Origin of the sequence: Rodentibacter ratti (genome assembly GCF_002000485.1) — a bacterium.
Classification (GTDB): Bacteria; Pseudomonadota; Gammaproteobacteria; order Enterobacterales; family Pasteurellaceae; genus Rodentibacter; species Rodentibacter ratti.
On sequence record NZ_MLAJ01000004.1, the window covers coordinates 99,856 to 123,161 of the forward strand.

Annotated in this window: 21 protein-coding genes; 16 read left to right on the plus strand and 5 right to left on the minus strand. The window is 41.4% G+C overall.

Annotation, left to right across the window (positions count from 1 at the left end):
• Positions 1–241 precede the first annotated feature (241 nt).
• A complete protein-coding gene (aqpZ, locus tag BKG94_RS04755) occupies positions 242–928 on the plus strand; it encodes an aquaporin Z (RefSeq protein WP_077434743.1) in 687 nt (228 codons plus the stop codon).
• 78 nt (positions 929–1,006) lie between these two features.
• On the opposite strand, the gene BKG94_RS04760 is transcribed toward aqpZ, so the two are convergent.
• The 5 genes from BKG94_RS04760 to ilvC all read right to left on the minus strand — a co-directional run bounded on the left by BKG94_RS04760 (position 1,007) and on the right by ilvC (position 6,760).
• Positions 1,007–3,346, minus strand: a complete 2,340-nt coding sequence (locus BKG94_RS04760) for an autotransporter outer membrane beta-barrel domain-containing protein (protein WP_077434745.1) — start codon at positions 3,344–3,346, stop codon at positions 1,007–1,009.
• Positions 3,347–3,433: 87 nt separating this feature from the next.
• Entirely contained in the window at positions 3,434–4,465 is a 1,032-nt protein-coding gene (locus BKG94_RS04765; RefSeq protein ID WP_077434747.1) for a HipA domain-containing protein, read from the minus strand.
• Positions 4,462–4,782, minus strand: a complete 321-nt coding sequence (locus tag BKG94_RS04770) for a HipA N-terminal domain-containing protein (protein ID WP_077434749.1) — start codon at positions 4,780–4,782, stop codon at positions 4,462–4,464. The genes BKG94_RS04765 and BKG94_RS04770 overlap by 4 nt, the downstream gene beginning before the upstream one ends.
• Positions 4,770–5,078, minus strand: a complete 309-nt coding sequence (locus BKG94_RS04775; RefSeq protein WP_077434751.1) for a helix-turn-helix domain-containing protein — start codon at positions 5,076–5,078, stop codon at positions 4,770–4,772. Before BKG94_RS04775 ends, BKG94_RS04770 begins: the two co-directional genes overlap by 13 nt.
• A 203-nt stretch (positions 5,079–5,281) precedes the next feature.
• A complete protein-coding gene (gene ilvC / locus BKG94_RS04780; protein WP_077434753.1) occupies positions 5,282–6,760 on the minus strand; it encodes a ketol-acid reductoisomerase in 1,479 nt (492 codons plus the stop codon).
• A gap of 246 nt (positions 6,761–7,006) precedes the next feature.
• On the opposite strand from ilvC, the gene BKG94_RS09965 reads away from it, so the two are divergent.
• The 15 genes from BKG94_RS09965 to rpoB all read left to right on the plus strand — a co-directional run bounded on the left by BKG94_RS09965 (position 7,007) and on the right by rpoB (position 23,246).
• The gene (locus BKG94_RS09965) at positions 7,007–7,378 is read left to right on the plus strand and encodes a hypothetical protein (protein ID WP_158074639.1); all 372 of its coding nucleotides are present in this window, start codon (positions 7,007–7,009) and stop codon (positions 7,376–7,378) included.
• Between the two features lie 87 nt (positions 7,379–7,465).
• Entirely contained in the window at positions 7,466–8,344 is an 879-nt protein-coding gene (gene ilvY / locus BKG94_RS04795; protein WP_077434755.1) for an HTH-type transcriptional activator IlvY, read from the plus strand.
• Positions 8,345–8,401: 57 nt separating this feature from the next.
• Entirely contained in the window at positions 8,402–9,280 is an 879-nt protein-coding gene (gene rarD, locus BKG94_RS04800; protein WP_077434757.1) for an EamA family transporter RarD, read from the plus strand.
• On the plus strand, positions 9,280–9,603 hold the full coding sequence (gene glpE / locus BKG94_RS04805) for a thiosulfate sulfurtransferase GlpE (RefSeq protein ID WP_077434759.1): 324 nt from the start codon (positions 9,280–9,282) through the stop codon (positions 9,601–9,603). Before rarD ends, glpE begins: the two co-directional genes overlap by 1 nt.
• Before the next feature lie 106 nt (positions 9,604–9,709).
• Positions 9,710–11,638, plus strand: coding sequence for an ABC transporter ATP-binding protein (locus BKG94_RS04810; protein ID WP_077434761.1), 1,929 nt, complete (start codon positions 9,710–9,712; stop codon positions 11,636–11,638).
• 2 nt (positions 11,639–11,640) lie between these two features.
• Entirely contained in the window at positions 11,641–12,183 is a 543-nt protein-coding gene (locus BKG94_RS04815; RefSeq protein WP_077434763.1) for a DNA topoisomerase family protein, read from the plus strand.
• The gene (gene tsaC / locus BKG94_RS04820) at positions 12,180–12,731 is read left to right on the plus strand and encodes an L-threonylcarbamoyladenylate synthase type 1 TsaC (protein ID WP_077434765.1); all 552 of its coding nucleotides are present in this window, start codon (positions 12,180–12,182) and stop codon (positions 12,729–12,731) included. The genes BKG94_RS04815 and tsaC overlap by 4 nt, the downstream gene beginning before the upstream one ends.
• Before the next feature lie 3 nt (positions 12,732–12,734).
• Positions 12,735–13,553, plus strand: coding sequence for a shikimate dehydrogenase (gene aroE, locus BKG94_RS04825; RefSeq protein ID WP_077434767.1), 819 nt, complete (start codon positions 12,735–12,737; stop codon positions 13,551–13,553).
• Entirely contained in the window at positions 13,550–14,098 is a 549-nt protein-coding gene (locus BKG94_RS04830) for a DNA-3-methyladenine glycosylase I (protein WP_077434769.1), read from the plus strand. Before aroE ends, BKG94_RS04830 begins: the two co-directional genes overlap by 4 nt.
• 45 nt (positions 14,099–14,143) lie before the next feature.
• Entirely contained in the window at positions 14,144–16,486 is a 2,343-nt protein-coding gene (lptD, locus tag BKG94_RS04835; RefSeq protein ID WP_077434771.1) for an LPS assembly protein LptD, read from the plus strand.
• Positions 16,487–16,512: 26 nt separating this feature from the next.
• Positions 16,513–17,259, plus strand: a complete 747-nt coding sequence (locus tag BKG94_RS04840; RefSeq protein ID WP_077434773.1) for an MlaA family lipoprotein — start codon at positions 16,513–16,515, stop codon at positions 17,257–17,259.
• A 62-nt stretch (positions 17,260–17,321) separates the two neighbouring features.
• Positions 17,322–17,711 carry a RidA family protein gene (locus BKG94_RS04845; RefSeq protein WP_026215482.1) on the plus strand — a complete coding sequence of 130 codons (390 nt, stop codon included), beginning with the start codon at positions 17,322–17,324 and terminating at the stop codon, positions 17,709–17,711.
• A 287-nt stretch (positions 17,712–17,998) separates the two neighbouring features.
• A complete protein-coding gene (gene rplJ / locus BKG94_RS04850) occupies positions 17,999–18,490 on the plus strand; it encodes a 50S ribosomal protein L10 (protein WP_077414192.1) in 492 nt (163 codons plus the stop codon).
• Between the two features lie 54 nt (positions 18,491–18,544).
• Complete coding sequence (gene rplL, locus BKG94_RS04855) at positions 18,545–18,916, plus strand: 50S ribosomal protein L7/L12 (protein WP_077414190.1); 372 nt, start codon at positions 18,545–18,547, stop codon at positions 18,914–18,916.
• Positions 18,917–19,217: 301 nt separating this feature from the next.
• A complete protein-coding gene (gene rpoB / locus BKG94_RS04860; RefSeq protein ID WP_077434775.1) occupies positions 19,218–23,246 on the plus strand; it encodes a DNA-directed RNA polymerase subunit beta in 4,029 nt (1,342 codons plus the stop codon).
• Positions 23,247–23,306 lie beyond the last annotated feature (60 nt).

The window sequence follows — 23,306 nt, forward strand, 5'->3', positions numbered from 1 at the left end:
AAATTTAAGTTAGGATGGTGTGCTAATTATTTGAATTATAAAGATAAAAATGATGATTTTTAGACTGTTTATGATTTGTAGTAACTGAATTTGTTAGAATTTATAGTTTCGAAAAGAGTGATTAATTTTCCATCATAATTAATCCCCCTTTGAGGAAATTGCCATTAATGTAATGGCATTCGGAAAGCCAATGACACATATTGTGTTTGTTATTTAAATTTATAATGTAAGAGGAAAAAATATGAAAAAATATTTCGCAGAATTTTTTGGTACATTTTGGTTAGTATTCGGTGGCTGTGGTAGTGCCGTATTAGCAGCGGGTATTCCTGATCTTGGAATCGGCTATATGGGCGTGTCATTGGCCTTTGGTTTAACCGTATTGACAATGGCTTATGCAGTTGGTCACATTTCCGGTGGCCATTTTAACCCTGCTGTATCAATAGGTTTATTTGTTGGTGGACGCTTTAATGCTAAAGACTTATTGCCTTACATTGCATCACAAGTTTTAGGTGCAATTGCAGCGGCTGCTATACTTTATACCATTGCTTCCGGCTCAGCGGGCTTTGATGTAACAGCCGGATTTGCAAGTAATGGATATGGCGAACACTCTCCGCATGGTTACAGTTTAGTTGCTGCATTATTAATTGAAGTGGTATTAACCGCATTCTTCTTAATAATTATTATGGGGGCAACAGATAAGCGTGCACCGGCAGGTTTTGCACCAATTGCGATTGGTTTGAGTTTAACCTTAATTCACTTAATCAGCATTCCTGTTACAAATACTTCGGTGAACCCGGCTCGTTCAACCGGTGTGGCATTATTCCAAGGTAGTTGGGCAATTGAACAATTATGGTTATTCTGGGTAGCACCAATTGTCGGTGCGGTAATCGGTGCTTTAGCTTATCGCTTTATTTCAGAAGAAAAATAACATATCTTAAAATAAAAAATGTGGATTAAAAGAGCGGTCAAATTGACCGCTCTTTTTTCTTCTCTCTTATAGACGTGATTACCATTGATAGCGATATACCGCTTGGATTTGATACGGTTTGTCGTAACGTTTTCCGTCTGCCCGGCTCACTTCTAAACCAAAACGATGGTTAGTGACACCTGCATTCACACCTAAAACACTTTCAAAACGCCCACGGCTGTCTTCAACATTCAGTGCCGCATTTGCATAATGAATTTTGCTGTTGTTATTGCGGCTGGTGATGGCATTAATTTCTGCATAAGGTTGTAAATTCCAACCCTTTGCAAGCATGAAACCTTTCGCAACACGCAAGCCGACACGAGAGTAAATAGACGAAAGGCTATCTTCATTTTCTTTACCTTGAATGTACGTCCAGCCTAATTGCGCTTGTGGCGTGATAATCCAATCACTGCTTAATTTGAATTGTTTACCGAGCTCACTTGATAGTGTATAGGCATGGTAACGGCGTTTTTCCGTGTGATCGGATTGGGCTTTCAAACGGCTATATTTCGCAATGTTATCTACATAAATGCCGTTGTTAGCGAGATAAGTAGCGTATAAGCCCACCGTATTACTACGTACTTTGCCCTCGCCATAATTGCCATTGAAATCCACATCCGCTTGGCTACGAGCGACAAATCCACCAAGGCGGAAATTATCGTTCACCGTTGTATCCGCCCCCACTTGTAGGCTGTGAATATTTTGTTTAAAGCCTGAAGTTTGACTATCATCGGTGGAAAGTGCGGTCAATTTTTCACGAGAATTTACATTGCGCACCCACACATTGCCTTTTTCACCGTTTTTCACTTCGCCTAAGCGTTGGTGAATGCCGAGGAGTTCGTTTTCCACAAGCAATAACTGAGCTTGGCGGAGTGAGACTTGGGCATTTGCTTTATTGGATAATAAGGCGGTTTGCGGTAAAGTCGGGTTGCTAGGTTGAATCGGGATAATTGGCGCAACAGGTATTGTCGGTATGCTTGGCGTTTCCGGCTGAACACCAGGATTCGTTGGTTTGTTAGGATTTGTTGGAGCTATTGGGGTGCTTGGTGTTTTCGGTTCGTCAGGTGTTGTAGGTGGCGTAATCGCACTTTGTGAATTCGCCAAGACCCAGTTATTTCCTTCTTTCGCTAAGAAATATTGATATGCCCCTAAGTCTACGCGGTTATTCGGGTTAGTTAGGCTAAATGCAGCATTACCGCCGTTTGTTTCAACGAGAGTCAATTTTTTATTTGCGACTGCTACACCGTGATCTTTCACCCCTAGTTTGTGAGTGCCTTCCGCCGTTCCCTCTACAATAATTTTATCGCCTTTATTTTCAGCGATATTGGTATTGAGATTAAATGTGCCTGAGCCGGTGAGGTTGCCTTTGATGGTGAGGGTTTGGAAATTATCGGTTTTTTCTAAGTTGACGGTACTATTATTGAGAGTCAGGTTGCTTACCGTTGAATTGAATATTGTATTATCTTCTTCATCAATAAGTGGCTTCGCAATCCAAGTGGAATCAGTTAAATTGACATTAAGCGTACTTCCACTGTTTGTCTCAAGAAACATTTGTCCATTCAGCTGACTGTTATTAATAGTGAACGTAATATTTTCTGTAAGGGTAAACGTATCGTATAAGTCACCGACATAGATAATATTAGGAGCTTGTAAGATTGAATGACTAACACTGATTGGCAATTGATTTTTAAGATCTTTGTTCGGTGACCACCTATAACCCATTAGGCTTGAATCAGAAGTTAATGTTGAGCGAGTGATATTAATAGATGAGTTAGGATTCCCTTCTGAAGGATCATAAAGGATGACTTCAGCATCATTATTTGCAGTAAGTGTGATATTGTCTAAATTAAGAGTGCTATTATTTTCTAGCGAAAAACCTTCACTTGCTCCACCACTTAGAGATATATTTGCATTTTTCACCGTTAGAGTAGAGTTATTAATCCTAAAGGCTTCGTTTGTATTTTGATCTGATACAGTTTTATAGCTCCCCCCATTAATATTTACCGTAGAGTCTGTTATATCTACCGCAACTTGGCTTCCTTGTTGGGGAGTCAGGCTACTTGCGGATAAAGTGGTATTATTGAGTATCGCGCTAGAATTTTCAATGCGAATGCCAGTAAATTCCTTATTTGAGACTGACACGTTGGAATCATTGATAGTGGTATTTTGACTATCTTTTATATGAATTTTGGGTTGATAGAAGGGATCGATAGGTTGGTTTATCGTACAACTATTTAATGTTGCACCATTCTGACTATGAATTGATACACCACTAGGATTACAAGCTACTTCACCAGCCCACGCCAAATTTGTCATACTTAGCGCCACTGCCACTAAACTCAGTTTAAAAGTGCGGTCATACTTCTTGTTATTTTTCATTTTGGGTTCCCCTAAATATAAAAAAGCCGATTTAAAATTAAATCGGCTTAAATTTTAGCCTTATGATAGAGGGGGCGCAACTTCAATTTAGCCGATACTTGGTTCATCCCATATATCTAGTAATAGTAGACGTTTATGGTAAGTTTTTAATACGGTTTCAATGTGAGATTGAGGCATAAAAGAATGTTGATAAACGCTTTCGACCTTCTCTTTTTCTTTGATGATTTCCGGTATTAATTTTTGCAATATCACTTTCTTGTTCAAACCAATATTTTCGCCAAATTCAATAAAATCATCTCCAATGTATTCGCCGTATTGGGTGTTAAATCCGTGTGCGAGAGATTGGTTGCCCTCTTCTTTTTCCAATAAAGGCAATGCAAGTAGTGCTGAATTAAATTCCTCGTAGGGCGCAACAGAAACAAAATCGTAAATAGGCGCTAATTTAGGTAAGTTATTTTTAGGATAAAGCAAGGAAAAATTGCGTAAATGTAAATCGTTGTTTGCCAGTAAATAGGCATAAACAATACGGCGAAATAATTCTCTCTGCAAGGCTAAATTGTTTTCTGTATGTTGCAAAATAAATTTAGCAACTCGCTCGTAGCTAATGTATTGTTCGTTATCTGACTTAATTTTTCCGTATTTTTCTTTGATATTCATTGCCCCATCAAGTTGTTCTTGATGAATGGGTTTACTGTTTTCATCACGATCAAACCGTTTTATGACAAAAGCAAGTTCTTTTTCTGTGGATTCGCTTGTAAAAGGAAATAAGCCATTTACCGGCACATCAAACCCGAGTTCTGCCATCACGCGCATAGTGGTGTGTTCATTTTCCGCAAGGAAAGGGTATGCATCCGGTGAGGGTTTTAAAATATAGTTCCCTTGTTGATCAATGCTGTTGAATTGATTTTCGTTAATGATGAGCTGGAGTTTCGGTTGAAAGCCTGAAATGCTCATTCCTTTCTGTTTTCTAGGTTTGCTGGTGATAAACTCGTGGCGGGAAAAAGGCAATTTGGGATTGAATTTTTTATTTCCGGTAAGTTGATATAACCCTTCTTCACTATAGCCTGATTCTATTTCATTATTTTTCAATGCTTTCATTGATATATGGCATAAAGTCATTGTTCCTCCCGAAATATTTGTACTGCACCTAACATATTTTCTCCATTGTTAATCAGAAAACGAAAGAGGTCATGTTCATCAATTTGTTGATAGGTCGCATATTTTTTCTTGAGCCAGCCTTCGGGAATTAAAGACGCAAAATAAGGAAATAAGGTGTACGAATGAAAAGGGCTTTGCGCTATAGGAAGGCTGAGTGAAAGCGGTATGCCTTGATAATCCGGATTATAGGCAAAATGAAAGCCATATTTATCTTCTCGAAGTAGCCCAATGAATTCGCCATAGAGAAATACACGAGCTGACCGAACTAGATCGCGCATAGTGATATTCCTAATGTTCGTGAGACAGTGAGTACGGTGGAAAAGCGTACTTGGCTTGGATCTTGAAATAAACGATTTAAAGTAGAGATTGAAATACCGGTTTGGAGCTCAAGCATACTGAGTTCAATACCAAGAGCTTTGCGTTTATTATTTAATAAACGTCCAAAGGCTTTAAGATCAACGATTTTTCCTTCATAAAGTTGTTGGCGTTGAGCTTGTTCATAAAGCATAAAGGATTTTTGGAGTTTTTTTAGCTCATCAATTTGAGTTTCTAATTGGGCGCTGATATTTTCCATATTTGATTTTTTCTTGGCTAAATTCTATTTAAATAATCATAAATGGTTTTTTTGTGGTTTGAAAGTGCTTTTTTGATATTTTTCTATATAAAAAAATTATTGAGTGTCAAAAATGAGAACTAAGAAACTAAGAAATTTAGGAGAACTTAGAACAAAAAAACCGACTTAGCTTTAACTAAGTCGGTGTGCAATCGTATCAGTTATTAACCCGCAACGGCAATACGTTTCATATCTGTCATATAGCCACGTAACTCTTGACCGATTAATTCAACCGGGTGGTTACGGATGGCATCGTTGACATCACGCAAGGTGATGTTGTCGATTTCAACGGTTGGGGTTGGTTCTCCCAAGTCGCCTTTTTGTAGGGTTGGGATAATTTCTTTGGCAAGAATAGGGGTCGCTACGTTAGAGAATAAGTAGTTACCGTATTCTGCGGTGTCCGAAATCACCACGTTCATTTCATATAAACGTTTACGCGCAATAGTGTTGGCAATTAATGGTAATTCGTGAAGTGATTCGTAGTAAGCGGATTCTTCATAAATTCCACTTTCTACCATAGCGTCAAAGGCAAGTTCCACACCGGCTTTTACCATTGCGATCATTAACACTCCATTATCAAAATATTCTTGCTCGCTGATTTTGCCATCATATTTTGGGGCATTTTCAAAGGCAGTTTTAGCCGTAGCTTCACGCCATGCGAGTAAATCTTTATCGCCGGTTGCCCAGTCTGCCATCATGGTTTCGGAGAAGTGACCGCTGATGATGTCATCCATATGTTTGTAGTATAGGAAACCGAGTTTTTCTTTAATTTGTTCGGAAAGCTCAAAGGCACGCAATTTCGCACTGTTGGACAAGCGATCCATCATTAATGTGATACCGCCTTGTTTTAAGGCTTCGGTGATGGTTTCCCAGCCGTATTGGATTAATTTTCCGGCATAGGCAGGATCTTTGCCGTCTGCCACTAATTTGTCGTAGCATACGATAGAACCGGCTTGTAACATACCGCAAAGAATGGTTTGTTCACCCATTAAATCGGATTTTACTTCTGCCACGAATGAAGATTCTAGCACGCCCGCACGATGACCACCGGTTGCCGCCGCCCATGCTTTCGCAATAGCCATACCCTCACCTTTCGGGTCATTTTCAGGGTGAACAGCGATTAAGGTTGGCACACCAAAACCACGTTTGTATTCTTCACGCACTTCTGTACCCGGACATTTTGGCGCCACCATGACAACGGTTAAATCAGGACGAATTTGTTCACCTTGTTCAACGATGTTGAAACCGTGGGAATAGCCGAATGCCGCACCTTGTTTCATTAATGGCATCACATCTGCCACGACTTTTGAGTGCTGTTTATCTGGGGTGAGGTTTACTACTAAATCGGCTGTTGGAATTAATTCTTGATAAGTGCCGACGTTAAAACCATTTTCTGTGGCACGTTGAAATGAGGCACGTTTTTCTGCAATGGCTTCCGGGCGTAAGGCATAGCTCACATCCAAACCGGAATCACGCATATTTAAACCTTGGTTTAACCCCTGTGCACCACAGCCCACGATAACAATTTTTTTGCCTTTTAAGAAATTCGCTTCATCGGCAAATTCTTCACGATCCATAAAGCGACAACGACCTAATTGGTCTAATTTTTGACGTAAATTCAATGTGTTGAAATAGTTAGCCATATGTTTTCCTTAATTTTGTAAGGGTGAATGATTGTATGATGTTGTGTTTGCATAGTTTTTATTGTGAGTTGGATTATAAGGTTTTTTGTGGTTGCGTAAAGTGATATTATGGGAATGATTTATTTCATTTTTTGCAATTATGATGTTTGCTTTAATTGAAATCGTTTTTCACCGGCGACCTACTTTCTTTTACTCGTGTAAAAGAAAGTAGGCAAAGAAAACACGCCCCAGTTAAATCGCTGATCTTTGCTTGGTTTCAATTTTCTTCACGGTAATTTTCTGAACTCGCCGCAAGCGGCTCAAACAGACGAAAATTACCTAAAAATTGAAAGTCGCAAAGGCGATTTATATGGGGGCCGCTTTGACAGAGCGTTATTTAAAACAACTAAATGTAAAAAACATTGTTATATTCAACCGCACTTTATTAAATATGCACTTTGGGGTTCCCTTCTTTTCCGCCTTTGTGGAATTGAATTTGTAGGAAATTTTCGTCTGTTTGAGCGTAGCGAGTTCAGAAAATTTCCGTTAAGCAAATTCAATGGAACAAAGGAAACAAGGAAAAGCAGGGTTGCTTTTCTTTTTGCTTACTTTTTCTTTGGCAAAGCAAAGAAAAAGTAAGTCGCCATCGGAGAAACCCGATATTAATAAAACAAAGGAAAGTAAATCACCATTGGAAGATTTCAGTACAAAAATAAAGGGAACTTTATGAACTTCACCGATCTCAACTTATTCATAAAACTAGCGGAAACCAAAAACTTCGCTAAAACCGCTACCCAAAACCACATGTCCCCTTCTACCCTTTCACGCCAAATTCAACGCATGGAAGAAGAGTTGGGGAAAACCCTTTTTATTCGTGATAACCGTCAAGTGAATCTCACCGAATATGGTGAGACGTTTCTTCTGTTTGCTAAGGTTGAGTGGCAAAACTGGCAACAACTTAAACAGCAACTCAATGATGAGATGGGTGAACTGAGTGGCGAACTCAAGCTTTTTTGTTCGGTAACGGCATCTTATAGCCATTTGCCACAGATATTAAAACAATTTCGCCAACGTTATCCCAAAGTGGAAATTCAGCTCACCACCGGTGATCCGGCGTTAGCCTTGGAATTAGTGCAAAGTCAGCAAGTGGATCTCGCCCTGGCAGGAAAACCGAATAATCTACCTGCAAGTGTGGTATTTCATAAAATTGACGATGTTCATCTTTCGCTGATTGCACCACGTGTTGCCTGCTTGGCAACGCAGTTATTGCAAGAGAAGCCCATTAATTGGCAACAAATGCCTTTTATTTTTCCCGTGGAAGGCCATGCCAGACAACGGATTGAACAATGGTTACGTGAAAAACAAATCAAGCATCCAAAAATTTATGCCACAGTGGCAGGGCATGAGGGTATTGTGCCGATGGTAGGGTTAGGTTTTGGTTTGGCGATGTTGCCTGATGCGGTGATTGATAACAGCCCAATGCGTGATCAAATTTCCCGTTTAAACTTAGATATACCCGTTGCCCCCTTTGAATTGGGTGTTTGTACGCAAAAAAGGAATTTAGCCCAACCCTTAATTCGTGCGTTTTGGGAAATGTTAGAATAGAATGGTGCGACAACGCAGGTAAAAAAACAAAACGTCCACAGACCCTAAGGATTTCCTATGTTAAAAGGTATTCTCGTTTCGCTCTTCGCCTCTTTTTTGTTTGGCTATATGTATTATTTTTCCACCTTGCTCAAACCTTTAAGCGGTACGGATATTTTTGGCTATCGAATGATTTTCACCTTCCCTTTTGTGATGTTAGCCGTCTTGATGTTCAAACAAAAAAATGCACTGATCGAACGTTTAAAACACCTTCAAAAACGACCGCTCTTTGCCCTTTCTTATATTTTCTGTGGGGCATTAATGGGCTTTCAAATGTGGTTATTTTTATGGGCGCCGAATAATGGGAGTTCGCTGAGCGTTTCTTTTGGCTATTTATTACTGCCAATTGTAATGGTGGCTGCCGGACGATTAATTTTTAAGGAACGGATTTCTACTTTTAAATTTATTGCCGTGTTAATTGCTGCTCTTGGTGTGATTTCAAATATCGTGATCAAAAGCGGGTTATCTTGGGAAGCGATTGTCATTTGTGTGGGTTACACCTCGTATTTTTCCATTCGAAAAGCATTGAAAAATACGGATCTTGCTTCTTTTTGTCTCGAAATGCTCAGTTTAATCCCGATTAGCATTTACTTTGCCTTACAAACAGATTTTGCGGTGGTGGAACAAAGTAATCCGAATATCTGGGCATTATTGGTGCTGCTTGGGTTGATTAGCGGCACAGCATTGATTGCTTATGTGATTGCCAGCAATATGCTGCCGATGAATTTACTGGGGCTATTGGGCTATGTGGAAACCATAATGATGGTGTTTGTTTCCTTTTTTATTGGTGAAAAAATTGATGGGGAGAGTTACCCGCTTTTTATTTGTTTAGTGTTGGCGATGAGCCTTGTGATTATTGATGGCGTGTATAAACAGCACGCAAAAGGATCTTTATAATGTCATTTAAAGAAATTACCCCACAACAAGCGTGGGAAATGGCGCAGCAGGGCGCGATACTTGCCGATGTGCGTGATGCACAGCGTTATACCTATTCACACCCAAAGGGAGCATTTCATTTAACCAATCAAACCTTTTTACAGTTTGAAGAATTGGTGGATTTCGACTCCCCTATTATTATCAGCTGCTATCACGGCATCAGTAGCCGAAATGTCGCCACGTTTTTAGCGGAGCAGGGTTATGAAAATGTCTATAGCGTTATTGGTGGTTTTGATGGGTGGATGAGAGCGGAGTTGCCAATTGATGCCATCTATCAAAAGTAAGAATTATATAGTGTGATTTCTTTGTTATTGATTAAAATTAAAACATATTTTGTATCTTTCATATAATGTTGCAAAATAGCCAAAATTTGAAGAATCCCTTAGAAAAATGATTGTATTTAGTAATATTTCTTTAAAACGTGGGCAGACAGAATTACTTGAAAATGCCACAGCAACGATTAATCCGAAACAAAAAGTCGGGTTGGTGGGGAAAAACGGCTGTGGCAAATCTTCTTTGTTTGCGTTATTAAAAAAAGAACTTCAGCCCGAGGGGGGCGAGATTACCTATCCGTCAAATTGGGCGGTGTCGTGGGTGAATCAGGAAACGCCGGCATTGGATATTTCCGCATTGGATTATGTGATTCAAGGGGATCGTGAATATTGCCGTTTGCAAGCGGAATTAGCTCAGGCGAATGAACGCAATGATGGCAACGCCATTGCGCGTATTCACGACAGGCTTGATGCCATCAATGCTTGGACGATTCAATCACGGGCGGAAACCCTGTTGCACGGTTTAGGATTTACGCAGGCGGAAACGCAGCATACTGTAAAATCTTTCTCGGGTGGTTGGCGGATGCGCTTGAATTTAGCCCAGGCGTTGCTTTGTCCTTCGGATTTATTGTTGCTTGATGAACCAACCAACCATTTAGATTTGGATGCGGTGATCTGGCTGGAACGTTGGTTGGTGAATTATCAAGGCACGTTAGTGTTAATTTCTCACGACCGTGATTTTCTTGATCCTATTGTGACGAAAATTTTGCATATAGAGAATCAAAAACTCAATGAATATACGGGGGATTACTCCTCTTTTGAAGTACAGCGTGCCACTAAACTCGCCCAACAAGCGGCTATGTATCGTCAGCAACAACAAAAAATTGCCCATTTACAAAGCTATATCGATCGCTTTAAAGCCAAAGCCACCAAAGCAAAACAGGCGCAAAGTCGTGTGAAAGCCTTAGAGCGAATGGAATTAATTGCGCCGGCCTATGCCGATAATCCTTTCACTTTTGCTTTTCGTCCGCCTGTTTCCTTGCCTAATCCTTTGGTGATGATTGAACAAGCCAGTGCCGGTTATGGCGAAGGTGAAAGTGCGGTTGAAATTTTGAGTAAAATTAAACTCAACCTTGTGCCGGGTTCTCGCATTGGATTATTGGGACAAAATGGGGCGGGCAAATCTACTTTGATTAAACTTTTGGCACAAGAGCTTAGCCCACTTTCCGGTATGGTACAGCTCGCCAAAGGCGTGCAATTGGGTTATTTCGCCCAGCATCAACTGGATACGCTACGTGCGGAAGAATCCGCTTTGTGGCATATGCAAAAACTCGCACCGGAACAAACAGAACAACAAATGCGGGATTATCTCGGCAGTTTTGCCTTTCACGGTGATAAGGTGAATCAGCCCGTTTCCTCTTTTTCCGGTGGGGAAAAGGCACGTTTGGTTTTAGCGCTGATTGTCTGGCAACGCCCGAATTTACTGTTGTTGGATGAGCCGACGAACCATTTGGATCTTGATATGCGCCAAGCCTTAACGGAAGCCTTGGTGGATTATGAGGGATCCTTGGTGGTGGTATCGCACGACCGCCATTTGCTACGCAATACAGTGGAAGAATTTTATCTGGTACACGATAAACAAGTGGAAGAATTTAAAGGTGATTTAGAGGATTATCAAAAATGGCTGATGGAGCAAAACAACCAATCCTCTGTAAAATCAGCGGAACAAACTCTTCCTCAGGAAAACACTCATTCCAGCCAAAATCGTAAAGAACAAAAACGTCGCGAGGCGGAACTACGCCAGCAAACCGCGCCACTTCGTAAAAAAATTGCGCAGTTGGAAGAAAAAATGAATACCTTAACCGAACAGCTTGCGGAAATTGAAAACGGTCTTGCGGATTCTGCACTTTACAGTCCAGAAAATAAGGAAAAATTAACCGCACTTTTGGCACAACAGGTGGAGACTAAAAAAGCATTGGAAGCGGTGGAAACGGATTGGATGGAAACTCAGGATATGCTGGAAGAAATATTATCGAATGCGGAGTGATTATGAACGAATCCCTTTTTCATCACACTAAACAAGAAGAATACTGTCCAACGTGCGGTTCGATTTTGCAGATTAAACAAGGCAAAAAAGGATTGTTTTTGGGGTGTAGCAGTTATCCGCAATGCGATTATTTACGCCCTTTGCATCGAGTGGAGCATAAAGTGCTGAAAGAGCTTGAGGAATCCTGTCCGCAATGTGGCGATTTGTTACAGTTGAAACAAGGGGCATTTGGTATGTTTATTGGCTGTCGGGCTTATCCACAGTGCGATTTTGTGGTGCATGAAGAACAAAAAATCGAGGAGAAAATACCTTGCCCCGAATGTGGGAAAGGGCATTTGGTGGCACGTCGTGGGCGACAAGGTAAAATATTTTATGGTTGCGACAGCTTTCCCCATTGTAAATTCTCTTTACCGACACAGCCTTATGAAATGCCTTGTCCACAATGTGGTTTTTCCCTCGCCTTGTTAAAAAGTGAAAACGAAACAGGACAACAAATGCAATGTGCCAACAAAACCTGTCGCCATATTTTTGAGATAGCCAAATGACGTTACAACAAATTACCGCCTATTTATTACAGAATCAGATTGTCGCTTACCCTACCGAGGCAGTGTTTGGGTTGGGATGTAATCCCTTGAGCGAAAGTGCGGTTAAAAAATTACTTGATTTAAAACAGCGTCCGGTGGAAAAGGGATTAATTTTGATTGCGCCAACGCTCGATTTTTTATTACCTTTTATCGATATTGATGAGCTAGATGAAAGCCAACTGGCGAAATTAAAGACACATTATGATCGCCCGATTACTTGGGCGGTGCCGGCAAAATCGAATGTGCCTGCTTTTCTTACCGGAAAATTTAATCGCATTGCAGTGCGTTTGAGCGATCACCCGGCTGTGCAGGCATTATGCGAAGCCACGGGCTTTGCGTTAACCTCAACCAGTGCGAATTTAACCGGTGAGCCTCCCTGTCGAACAGCGGAGGAAGTGCGGTCGCAATTTGGTGAGGATTTTCCCGTGTTAGATCTAGCAGTAGGGAATGCAAAAAATCCCTCTGAGATTCGTGATTTGATGACTCACCAACTTTTTAGACAAGGATAATATATGGATTATTATGCGGTGTGGGGAAATCCCATTGCACAAAGTTTATCGCCACTGATTCAAGGTAAATTTGCGCAACAAACCCAACAAGCGATGAACTATGAGGCAAAATTAGGTGATTTAGATACCTTTGAGCAACAACTTGCCACATTTTTCTCGCAAGGGGCAAAAGGCTGTAATGTGACCGCACCTTTTAAATCTCGTGCCTATCAACTTGCCGATGAACATAGTGAACGAGCTCGACTTGCACAGGCTTGCAATACATTAAAAAAATTAGAAGACGGCAGGCTTTATGCAGATAATACGGACGGCATTGGGCTTGTGACGGATTTACAACGTTTAAATTGGATAAAACCGCATCAGCGTATTTTGATTTTAGGGGCGGGAGGTGCAACTCAAGGCGTATTATTACCTTTGCTACAAGCTCAACAAAACATTGTGCTAGCTAACCGCACGTTAGCAAAAGCCCAAGCGTTGGCGGAGATATTTCAGCCTTATGGTGAGATTCAAGCGGTGGCGATGGATAATATTCCTGACCAATCTTATGCGTTGATTATTAATGCCACCTCTGCGGGGTTAAGCGGAAATACTGCTCCCGTCTCAGCGGATATCCTCAAATTGGGACAGGCTTTTTATGATATGCAATATGCCAAGGGTTCGGATACGCCTTTTATCGCACATTGTAAGCACTTAGGTTTGATGAATATCAGTGATGGATTAGGCATGTTGGTGGCGCAAGCGGCACATTCATTCCATTTATGGCGTGGGGTAATGCCGGATTTTATCAAGGTTTATTGTGAGGTCAAAAAGGAGGGCCAATGACAAGATGCTCGTGGACAGGGGATTTACCCATTTACATTGCCTACCATGATAGTGAATGGGGCAAGCCGGAATTCGATAGCCGAAAATTATTTGAAAAAATCTGTTTGGAAGGACAGCAAGCCGGTTTGTCGTGGATTACCGTATTAAAAAAGCGTGAAGCCTACCGTGCGGCATTTCATCAATTTGATCCCGAAAAAGTCGCAAAAATGACCGCACTTGATATTGATGCCTGTATGCAAAATGCGGGGCTGATTCGCCATCGTGCGAAATTGGAAGCCATTGTTAAAAATGCTAATGCTTATTTGGCGATGGAAAAGTGCGGTGAAAATTTCAGTGATTTTATTTGGTCGTTTGTTAATCATCAGCCCATTGTGAATGATGTGCCGGATTTGTCTGCCGTACCGGCAAAAACCGACATTTCCAAGGCGATGTCAAAAGCCTTAAAAAAACGGGGTTTTGTTTTTGTGGGGGAAACCACTTGCTATGCCTTTATGCAATCCATGGGCTTAGTGAATGACCATATAAATGGCTGTTGTTGTAAATGATATTCCAGTATAATCCTTCCAATTTCATCAATGAAACATTGAATTATGAATAAAAAATATACGTTAATTTCTCTTTCTATTTTGACCGCACTTTATAGCCAAACAACGTTGGCTGATTTGCGTGCGCAATGTTTGGTGGGCGTGCCAAAGTTTTCCGGTGAGGTGGTATCAGGGGATCCCAATGATTTGCCTGTCTATATTGAAGCGGACGATGCGGAAATTAATCAGCCGACAAGTGCAATTTATAAAGGAAATGCGGATCTCAAGCAAGGAAACCGTCATTTGATTGCCGATTCCGTGGAGGTGAAGCAAACCGGTGAAGGCAACGCATTACAACGTTTCGCCTATGTGCGGGGCGGATTTGATTATAAAGATGATCAAATTAATCTGTTAGGGCAAAATGCGGATTTTAATTTGGATTCTAAAGATGGTAATGTGGCGGACGCCGATTACCAATTAGTCGGGCGTCAAGGTCGGGGAAAAGCGCAAGAAATCGAATTGCGCAATAATACCCGTGTGATGAAAAATGCCACTTTCACGTCCTGTTTACCGAATGATAATGCGTGGGCGGTGGATGCTTCGGAGATTCGTCAGTATATTAAAGAAGAATATGCAGAAATGTGGCATGCCCGCTTTAAAGTACTGGGTGTCCCGATATTTTATACGCCATATTTGCAACTCCCTATTGGTGATCGTCGCCGTTCCGGTTTACTCATTCCAAATGCCGGAAGTTCGAGCCGTGACGGGTATTGGTATTCTCAACCGATTTATTGGAATATCGCACCGAATTATGATGCGACCATCACGCCGAAATATATGTCGCACCGTGGTTGGCAATTAAACGGTGAATTTCGCTATTTAACACCGGTTGGTGAAGGTAAAATTGCCGGTGAATATTTAGGGCGTGATCGCTATGATGAATATTTTAGCGATAACCGAAAACGCCATTTATTCTATTGGAATCACAGTTCCTCTTTTCTTCAAAATTGGCGTTTGAATATTGATTATACCCGTGTGAGTGATAAACGCTATTTCACCGATTTTACCTCGGATTATGGTAGCAGTACGGACGGTTATGCCAATCAATATGCCCGTATCGCTTACTATCAGCCAAATTATAATTTCGCCATTTCCGCACGCCAATTCCAGATTTTTGATGAGGTGGATATCGGGCCTTATCGTGCGATGCCACAAATGGATTTTAACTATTATAAAAATGATTTAGCCAATGGCTGGCTAGACTTCAAATTATTCTCACAAGCAGTGCGTTTTGATAATGACAGTAGCCTTATGCCAAAGGCTTGGCGTTTTCATCTTGAGCCAAGTTTAGCCACGGCAATGTCGAATAGATACGGTAGCCTAAATATTGAAACCAAACTTTATGCGACCCATTACCAACAGAAAAAAGGCAAAGGCGTTGGGGCAGAAGAGGTTGACAGCCGGGTAAATCGGGTTATTCCACAAATTAAAGTGGATTTACAAACCGTTTTAGCACGGGATACCACATTCTTAAAAGATTATACGCAAACCTTTGAGCCTCGCGCACAGTATTTGTATCGCCCGTATCGTAATCAAAGCAATATCGGTTCAAGCCGTACCAATGATTATTTGGGGTATGGCTATGATTCTTCGTTAGTTCAGCAAGATTATTACTCTTTGTTCCGTGATCGCCGTTATAGCGGGTTAGACCGTATTGCTTCCGCTAACCAAATCACTTTGGGGGGAACAACTCGCTTTTATGATAGACATTCAAGGGAACGTTTTAATTTCTCTGCCGGACAAACCTATTACTTAACGGATTCTAAAATTGACAGTAATCCGGCAAATAGTACACAGCGTTCTTCTTCCTCTTGGGCGTTGGAATCAAACTGGAAAATCAATGATAATTGGAACTGGCACGGTAGCTATCAATATGATACTCAGTTGAAGAAAACTTCACTCGCCAATACCAGCATTGAATATAATCCGGAAAGAAATAATTTAATTCAATTCAATTATCGCTATGCGAGCCAAGCTTATATCGACCAAAACTTAGGGCGCTCTGCTAATGCTTATAAGCAAGATATTAAACAAGTAGGTTTGGTTGCGGCTTGGGAAGTGACGGATAATTGGGCGGTAGTCGGAAAATATTATCAAGACTTAGCTCTGAAAAAACCGGTAGAACAATACCTTGGCGTGCAATATAACAGCTGCTGTTGGGCGATTGGTGTCGGTGCCAGACGTTATGTGACCAATCGCCAAAATCAAAAACAAGATGAAGTGTTGTATGATAATAGTATCGGCGTAACCTTTGAATTACGTGGCTTAGGGACAAATGATCACCAAAGCGGTATTCAAGATATGTTGGAAAAAGGTAAGTTGCCGTATATTAAAGCGTATAGCTTATAAGTGAACTATCGAAAATAGGATAGCGAATGAAAAAACAAGCAATTTTAACCGCACTTTTGGGTGCGATGGTATTGAGCGGTTGTGCAACGAAACCCGATGGTGAACGTAACGACCCAATGGAGGGCTTTAACCGCACGATGTGGGATTTTAACTACAACGTGGTGGATCGCTATGTGTTAGAACCCGCAGCGAAAGGTTGGCGTGATTATGTGCCGACACCGGTCACCAAAGGGCTGACTAACGTGGCGAATAACTTAGATGAGCCGGTAAGTTTTGTGAACCGTATGATTGAGGGGGAGCCGAAAAAGGCTTTTGTACATTTCAATCGTTTCTGGATTAATACGGTGTTTGGTTTAGGCGGTTTATTTGATTTTGCCAGTGCAAGCAAAGAACTGCAGGTTTACGAACAACGTGGATTTGGTGAAACATTAGGCAGTTATGGTGTGGATGCCGGTGCTTATATGGTTCTGCCTTTGTATAATGCGACAACCCCTCGCCAACTAACCGGGGCTGTGGTGGATGCCGCCTATATGTATCCGTTTTGGGAGTGGGCAGTGGATGGTCCGTTTTCACTGGTTAAATATGGTGTTCAAGTGCTGGATACCCGTGCCAAGAATTTGGATAACGCCGAATTGTTAAATCAAGCACAAGATCCTTATGTGACATTCCGTGAAGCCTATTTCCAAAATTTGGAATTTAAAGTGAATGACGGAAAAGTAAAAGAAGGTTCACAGAAAGAGCTTTCTGATGATGTATTGAAAGAAATTGATTAATAAAAAGTGCGGTTGGTTTTACCGCATTTTTCTCGATGAAAAGTAAGAAAGGAGAACTAACGATGACAAAAATTATTCATACCGAAAAAGCGCCTGCTGCAATTGGTCCTTATGTTCAGGCGGTAGATTTAGGGAATTTGGTGTTGACCTCAGGTCAAATTCCGGTAAATCCGGCAACAGGGGAAGTGCCGACCGATATAGTGGCACAAGCCCGTCAATCTTTAGAAAACGTCAAAGCGATTGTGGAACAAGCCGGCTTAAGCGTAGCGGATATTGTGAAAACTACCGTATTTGTGAAAGATTTAAATGATTTTGCTGTGGTGAATGCGGAGTATGAGCGTTTCTTTAAAGAGAACAATCATCCGACTTTTCCTGCCCGTTCTTGTGTAGAAGTTGCACGTTTACCGAAAGATGTCGGGTTGGAAATTGAAGCCATTGCGGTAAGAAAATAATATCAGGTGTTGTTTTGGATCTTTTTTCGCCAAATGGCTTTACAAGAAAAAGGATTCACTTTATAATCTTGCACCTTTGTTATGGCTTTAGGCTATAACCGCATTTCTGGTTGGTGCTTGACCTATTCAAGCCCCGTCCAAGACCGTAGGGGAGCAATCTTAATCATCCTACGTAGATGGTGTACAGAATAAGAATTTTTCTTGCTTCTGGGCACCGAAGTCGTCCTAATCTTAGATTAGGTAAATTAATTCCGAGAAATCGGAGTGTATTCAGGAGCTAAAAGCCAATGGCATTAAATCTTCAAGACAAACAAGCAATTGTTGCTGAAGTAAATGAAGCAGCCAAAGGTGCACTTTCAGCAGTGATCGCAGATTCTCGCGGTGTGACTGTTGATAAAATGACTGAATTACGTAAGTCAGCTCGTGAAGCTGGTGTAACAATGCGTGTGGTTCGTAATACTTTATTACGCCGTGCGGTTGAAGGCACAGATTACGAATGCTTGAAAGATACGTTTGTAGGTCCAACACTTATCGCCTTCTCTAACGAACACCCGGGCGCAGCGGCTCGTTTGTTCAAAGAGTTTGCTAAAGCAAACGATAAGTTTGAAATTAAAGGTGCAGCCTTTGAAGGTAAGATCCAAGATGTTGAATTCTTAGCAACATTACCAACTTACGAAGAAGCAATTGCACGTTTAATGGGCACAATGAAAGAAGCTGCGGCAGGCAAACTTGCTCGCACTTTTGCGGCATTACGCGACAAATTACAAGAAGCGGCTTAATTACCAAGCGTTTCTTACTTCATCTAACTTTATTTATTTTAGGGATTGATTGTTATGTCATTAACTAACGAACAAATTATTGAAGCGATTGCTTCTAAAACTGTAACTGAAATCGTTGAATTAATCGCAGCGATGGAAGAAAAATTCGGCGTTTCAGCAGCGGCAGCAGTAGCAGCAGCACCAGCAGGTGGCGCAGCAGCAGCGGCAGAAGAGAAAACTGAATTTGATGTAGTACTTGCTGAAGCTGGTGCAAACAAAGTAGCAGTAATCAAAGCAGTACGTGGTGCAACTGGTTTAGGCTTGAAAGAAGCGAAAGACTTAGTTGAATCTGCACCTGCAGCGTTAAAAGAAGGCATCTCTAAAGAAGAAGCTGAAGCGCTTAAGAAAGAATTAGAAGAAGCTGGTGCAAAAGTAGAAATCAAATAATTTTTGATTCACTAATGCCCTGTTTCTCAGGCTTAATGGCTGGTGGTTTACCATCAGCCATTTTGTGCTATCAAAATAGGCACAAAAACAGATAATCATTTTCCGTTTAATTTTATCTGCTTCCACTCAAGTTAATAATAGACGTTTTAATTTGAGTAACCCACTACAGAAGTAAGGTTCAGAGTGCGGTTCCTGAAAACGGTGTCCATACCTTGATATAAGTTAAAACGAGGCCAAAATTGACCGCACTTTTTCTTGTGTCAGCTCAGTCTCACTAAAATTGATAGAGGAAAACCAACCAATGGGTCTCTCCTATTCTGAGAAAAAACGAATTCGTAAAGACTTCGGCAAACGTCCGCAAGTTTTAAATGTACCTTATTTATTAACTATCCAATTAGATTCGTTTGATAAATTTATTCAAAAAGATCCTGATGGTCAGCAAGGCTTAGAAGCTGCTTTCCGTTCAGTCTTTCCGATTGTTAGCAACAATGGCTATACCGAATTACAATATGTTGATTACCGTTTAGAAGAACCGGAATTTGATGTGCGTGAGTGCCAAATTCGTGGGTCAACTTATGCGGCTGGTTTGCGTGTTAAATTGCGTCTTGTGAGCTACGATAAAGAGTCTTCTTCACGTGCAGTCAAAGATATTAAAGAAAATGAAGTGTATATGGGTGAAATCCCATTAATGACTGACAACGGTACCTTTGTGATCAACGGTACTGAACGTGTTATCGTTTCACAATTGCACCGTAGCCCGGGTGTATTCTTTGATTCTGATAAAGGTAAAACCCATTCATCAGGTAAAGTGCTATACAACGCACGTATCATTCCTTACCGCGGCTCTTGGTTGGATTTTGAGTTTGATCCGAAAGATAACCTTTATGCACGTATTGACCGTCGTCGTAAATTACCGGCAACCATTATTCTTCGTGCATTAGGCTACACCACCGAAGAAATCTTAAATTTATTCTTCGATAAAGTGACCTTTGAAATCGCCGACAATAAATTATTAATGACCCTCGTGCCGGAGCGTTTACGTGGTGAAACCGCTTCTTTTGATATTGAAGTAAACGGCAAAGTTTATGTAGAACGTGGTCGTCGTATTACTGCACGTCACATTAAAGCATTAGAAAAAGATAACGTGACACAAGTTGTGGTGCCGACCGAATATATCGTGGGTAAAGTTGCGGTAAAAGATTATGTGGATTTGGAATCCGGGGAAATTATTTGTCCGGCGAACGGTGAAATTTCTTTAGAAATTTTAGCCAAGTTAGCACAAGCGGGCTACAACGTTGTTGAAACCTTATTTACCAATGACTTAGATTACGGCCCTTATATTTCTGAAACTTTACGTGTTGATCCGACTTACGATAAAACCAGTGCGCTTTACGAAATCTATCGTATGATGCGTCCGGGCGAGCCGCCAACACCGGAATCTTCAGAAGCCTTATTCCATAACTTATTTTTCTCTGCAGAACGTTATGATTTATCTGCAGTAGGTCGTATGAAATTCAACCGCTCTTTAGGTATTCCTGAAGGCGTGGGCAGTGGTATTTTAAGTCATGAAGATATCATTGCGGTCATGCGTAAACTTATTGATATCCGTAACGGCCGTGGTGAAGTGGATGATATTGACCACTTAGGTAACCGTCGTATCCGTTCTGTGGGTGAAATGGCGGAAAACCAATTCCGCATTGGTTTAGTGCGTGTAGAAAGAGCGGTCAAAGAGCGCTTATCTTTAGGTGATTTAGATGCGATCACACCACAGGATTTAATTAATCCGAAACCTATTTCTGCGGCAGTGAAAGAATTCTTTGGTTCTTCACAACTTTCGCAATTTATGGATCAAAACAACCCATTATCGGAAGTGACCCATAAGCGTCGTATTTCTGCATTAGGTCCGGGCGGTTTAACCCGTGAGCGTGCAGGATTTGAAGTGCGTGACGTACATAACACCCACTATGGTCGTTTATGTCCAATTGAAACGCCTGAAGGTCCGAACATTGGTTTAATCAACTCTCTTTCCGCCTTTGCCCGTACTAATGATTACGGTTTCTTAGAAACCCCGTATCGTAAAGTTATTGACGGTCAAGTGACGGAAGAAATCGAATATTTATCCGCTATTGATGAAGCAAATTATATCATCGCACAGGCAAACTCAAACCTAGACGAGAACAATCGCTTTACCGATGCCTTTGTTACGGCGCGTGGTGAGCGTGGTGAGTCCGGTTTATATAAACCTGAAGATATCCATTATATGGACGTATCCACTCAACAAGTGGTGTCTGTGGCGGCGGCATTGATCCCATTCCTTGAGCATGATGATGCGAACCGTGCCTTGATGGGAGCAAACATGCAACGTCAGGCAGTTCCAACATTACGTGCTGATAAGCCGTTGGTGGGAACGGGCATGGAAAAACCGATTGCCCTTGACTCCGGTGTGGCTGTGGTGGCGAAACGTGGTGGTATCGTTCAATATGTAGATGCTTCGCGTATCGTAATTAAAGTGAATGAAGATGAAACCGTTGCAGGTGAGGCGGGGATTGATATTTATAACTTAATCAAATACACCCGTTCTAACCAAAATACCTGTATCAACCAAATTCCTTGTGTGAATTTGGGCGATCCGATTAATCGTGGTGAGGTTTTGGCTGACGGTCCTTCAACCGATTTAGGGGAGTTGGCATTAGGTCAAAATATTCGTGTGGCATTCATGCCATGGAATGGTTATAACTTCGAAGACTCCATGTTAGTGTCTGAGCGTGTGGTTCAACAAGATCGCTTTACCACCATTCATATCCAAGAACTTTCTTGTGTGGCTCGTGATACCAAATTAGGCGCAGAAGAAATCACCGCAGATATTCCAAATGTGGGCGAATCGGCACTGAGCAAATTAGATGAATCCGGTATCGTTTATGTGGGTGCGGAAGTAAAAGGTGGCGACATCTTAGTCGGTAAAGTGACACCGAAAGGTGAAACCCAATTAACACCGGAAGAAAAATTGTTACGTGCAATTTTCGGTGAAAAAGCCTCTGATGTGAAAGATTCTTCATTACGCGTACCAAACAGCGTAAGCGGTACGGTTATCGACGTACAAGTCTTCACCCGTGATGGTGTGGAAAAAGATAAACGTGCGCTAGAAATTGAAGAAATGCAATTAAAAGAAGCGAAGAAAGACCTTTCCGATGAATTGGAAATTTTAGAGGCTGGTTTATTCGCCCGTGTTCGCAATCTTCTTATTTCAGGTGGCGTGGATGAAGCGCAATTAGATAAATTAGATCGTACTAAATGGTTAGAACAAACCATTGCCGATGAAGAGAAACAAAACCAATTAGAGCAACTCGCAGAGCAATACGAAGAGCTTCGTAAAGAGTTTGAACTCAAACTTGAAGTGAAACGTAAGAAAATCATCAAAGGTGATGATCTTGCACCAGGCGTATTGAAAGTGGTGAAAGTTTATCTTGCGGTGAAACGCCAGATCCAACCGGGTGATAAAATGGCGGGTCGTCACGGTAACAAAGGGGTTATCTCAAAAATTAATCCTGTTGAAGATATGCCGTACGATGAAAACGGCCAACCGGTTGAAATCGTATTAAACCCACTGGGCGTTCCATCCCGTATGAATATCGGTCAGATCCTTGAAACCCACTTAGGTTTAGCGGCAAAAGGTATTGGTGATCAAATCAATGCGATGCTTAAACAAAAACAAGAAGTGGAAAAATTACGCAGTTATATGCAAAAAGCCTATGATTTAGGACAAGGTTCACAAAAAGTGGATTTAAGCACCTTCACTGATGAAGAAGTGCTACGTTTAGCAGATAACTTACGTAAAGGTTTACCGGTTGCTACCCCTGTGTTTGATGGTGCGGATGAAACGGAAATCAAAGAGTTATTAAAACTCGGCGGTTTACCGACTTCCGGTCAGATCACCTTATACGATGGACGTACCGGTGAGAAATTTGAGCGTCCGGTCACCGTAGGTTACATGTACATGCTCAAATTGAACCACTTGGTTGACGACAAAATGCATGCTCGTTCAACGGGTTCTTATAGTCTCGTTACGCAACAACCATTGGGTGGTAAAGCACAATTCGGTGGTCAACGTTTCGGTGAGATGGAGGTATGGGCACTTGAAGCTTATGGTGCGGCTTATACGTTACAAGAAATGCTCACTGTGAAATCCGATGATGTGAACGGTCGTACGAAGATGTATAAAAACATCGTCAGCGGCAACCAACAAATGGATCCAGGTACACCGGAATCTTTCAACGTGATTATGAAAGAAATCCGCTCACTTGGTCTAAATATTGAATTAGACGAAGAGTAATCAATGGTGCTCAATGAGCATTGATGAATATATTTAAATGATGTTATCCCTTGGCTCCAC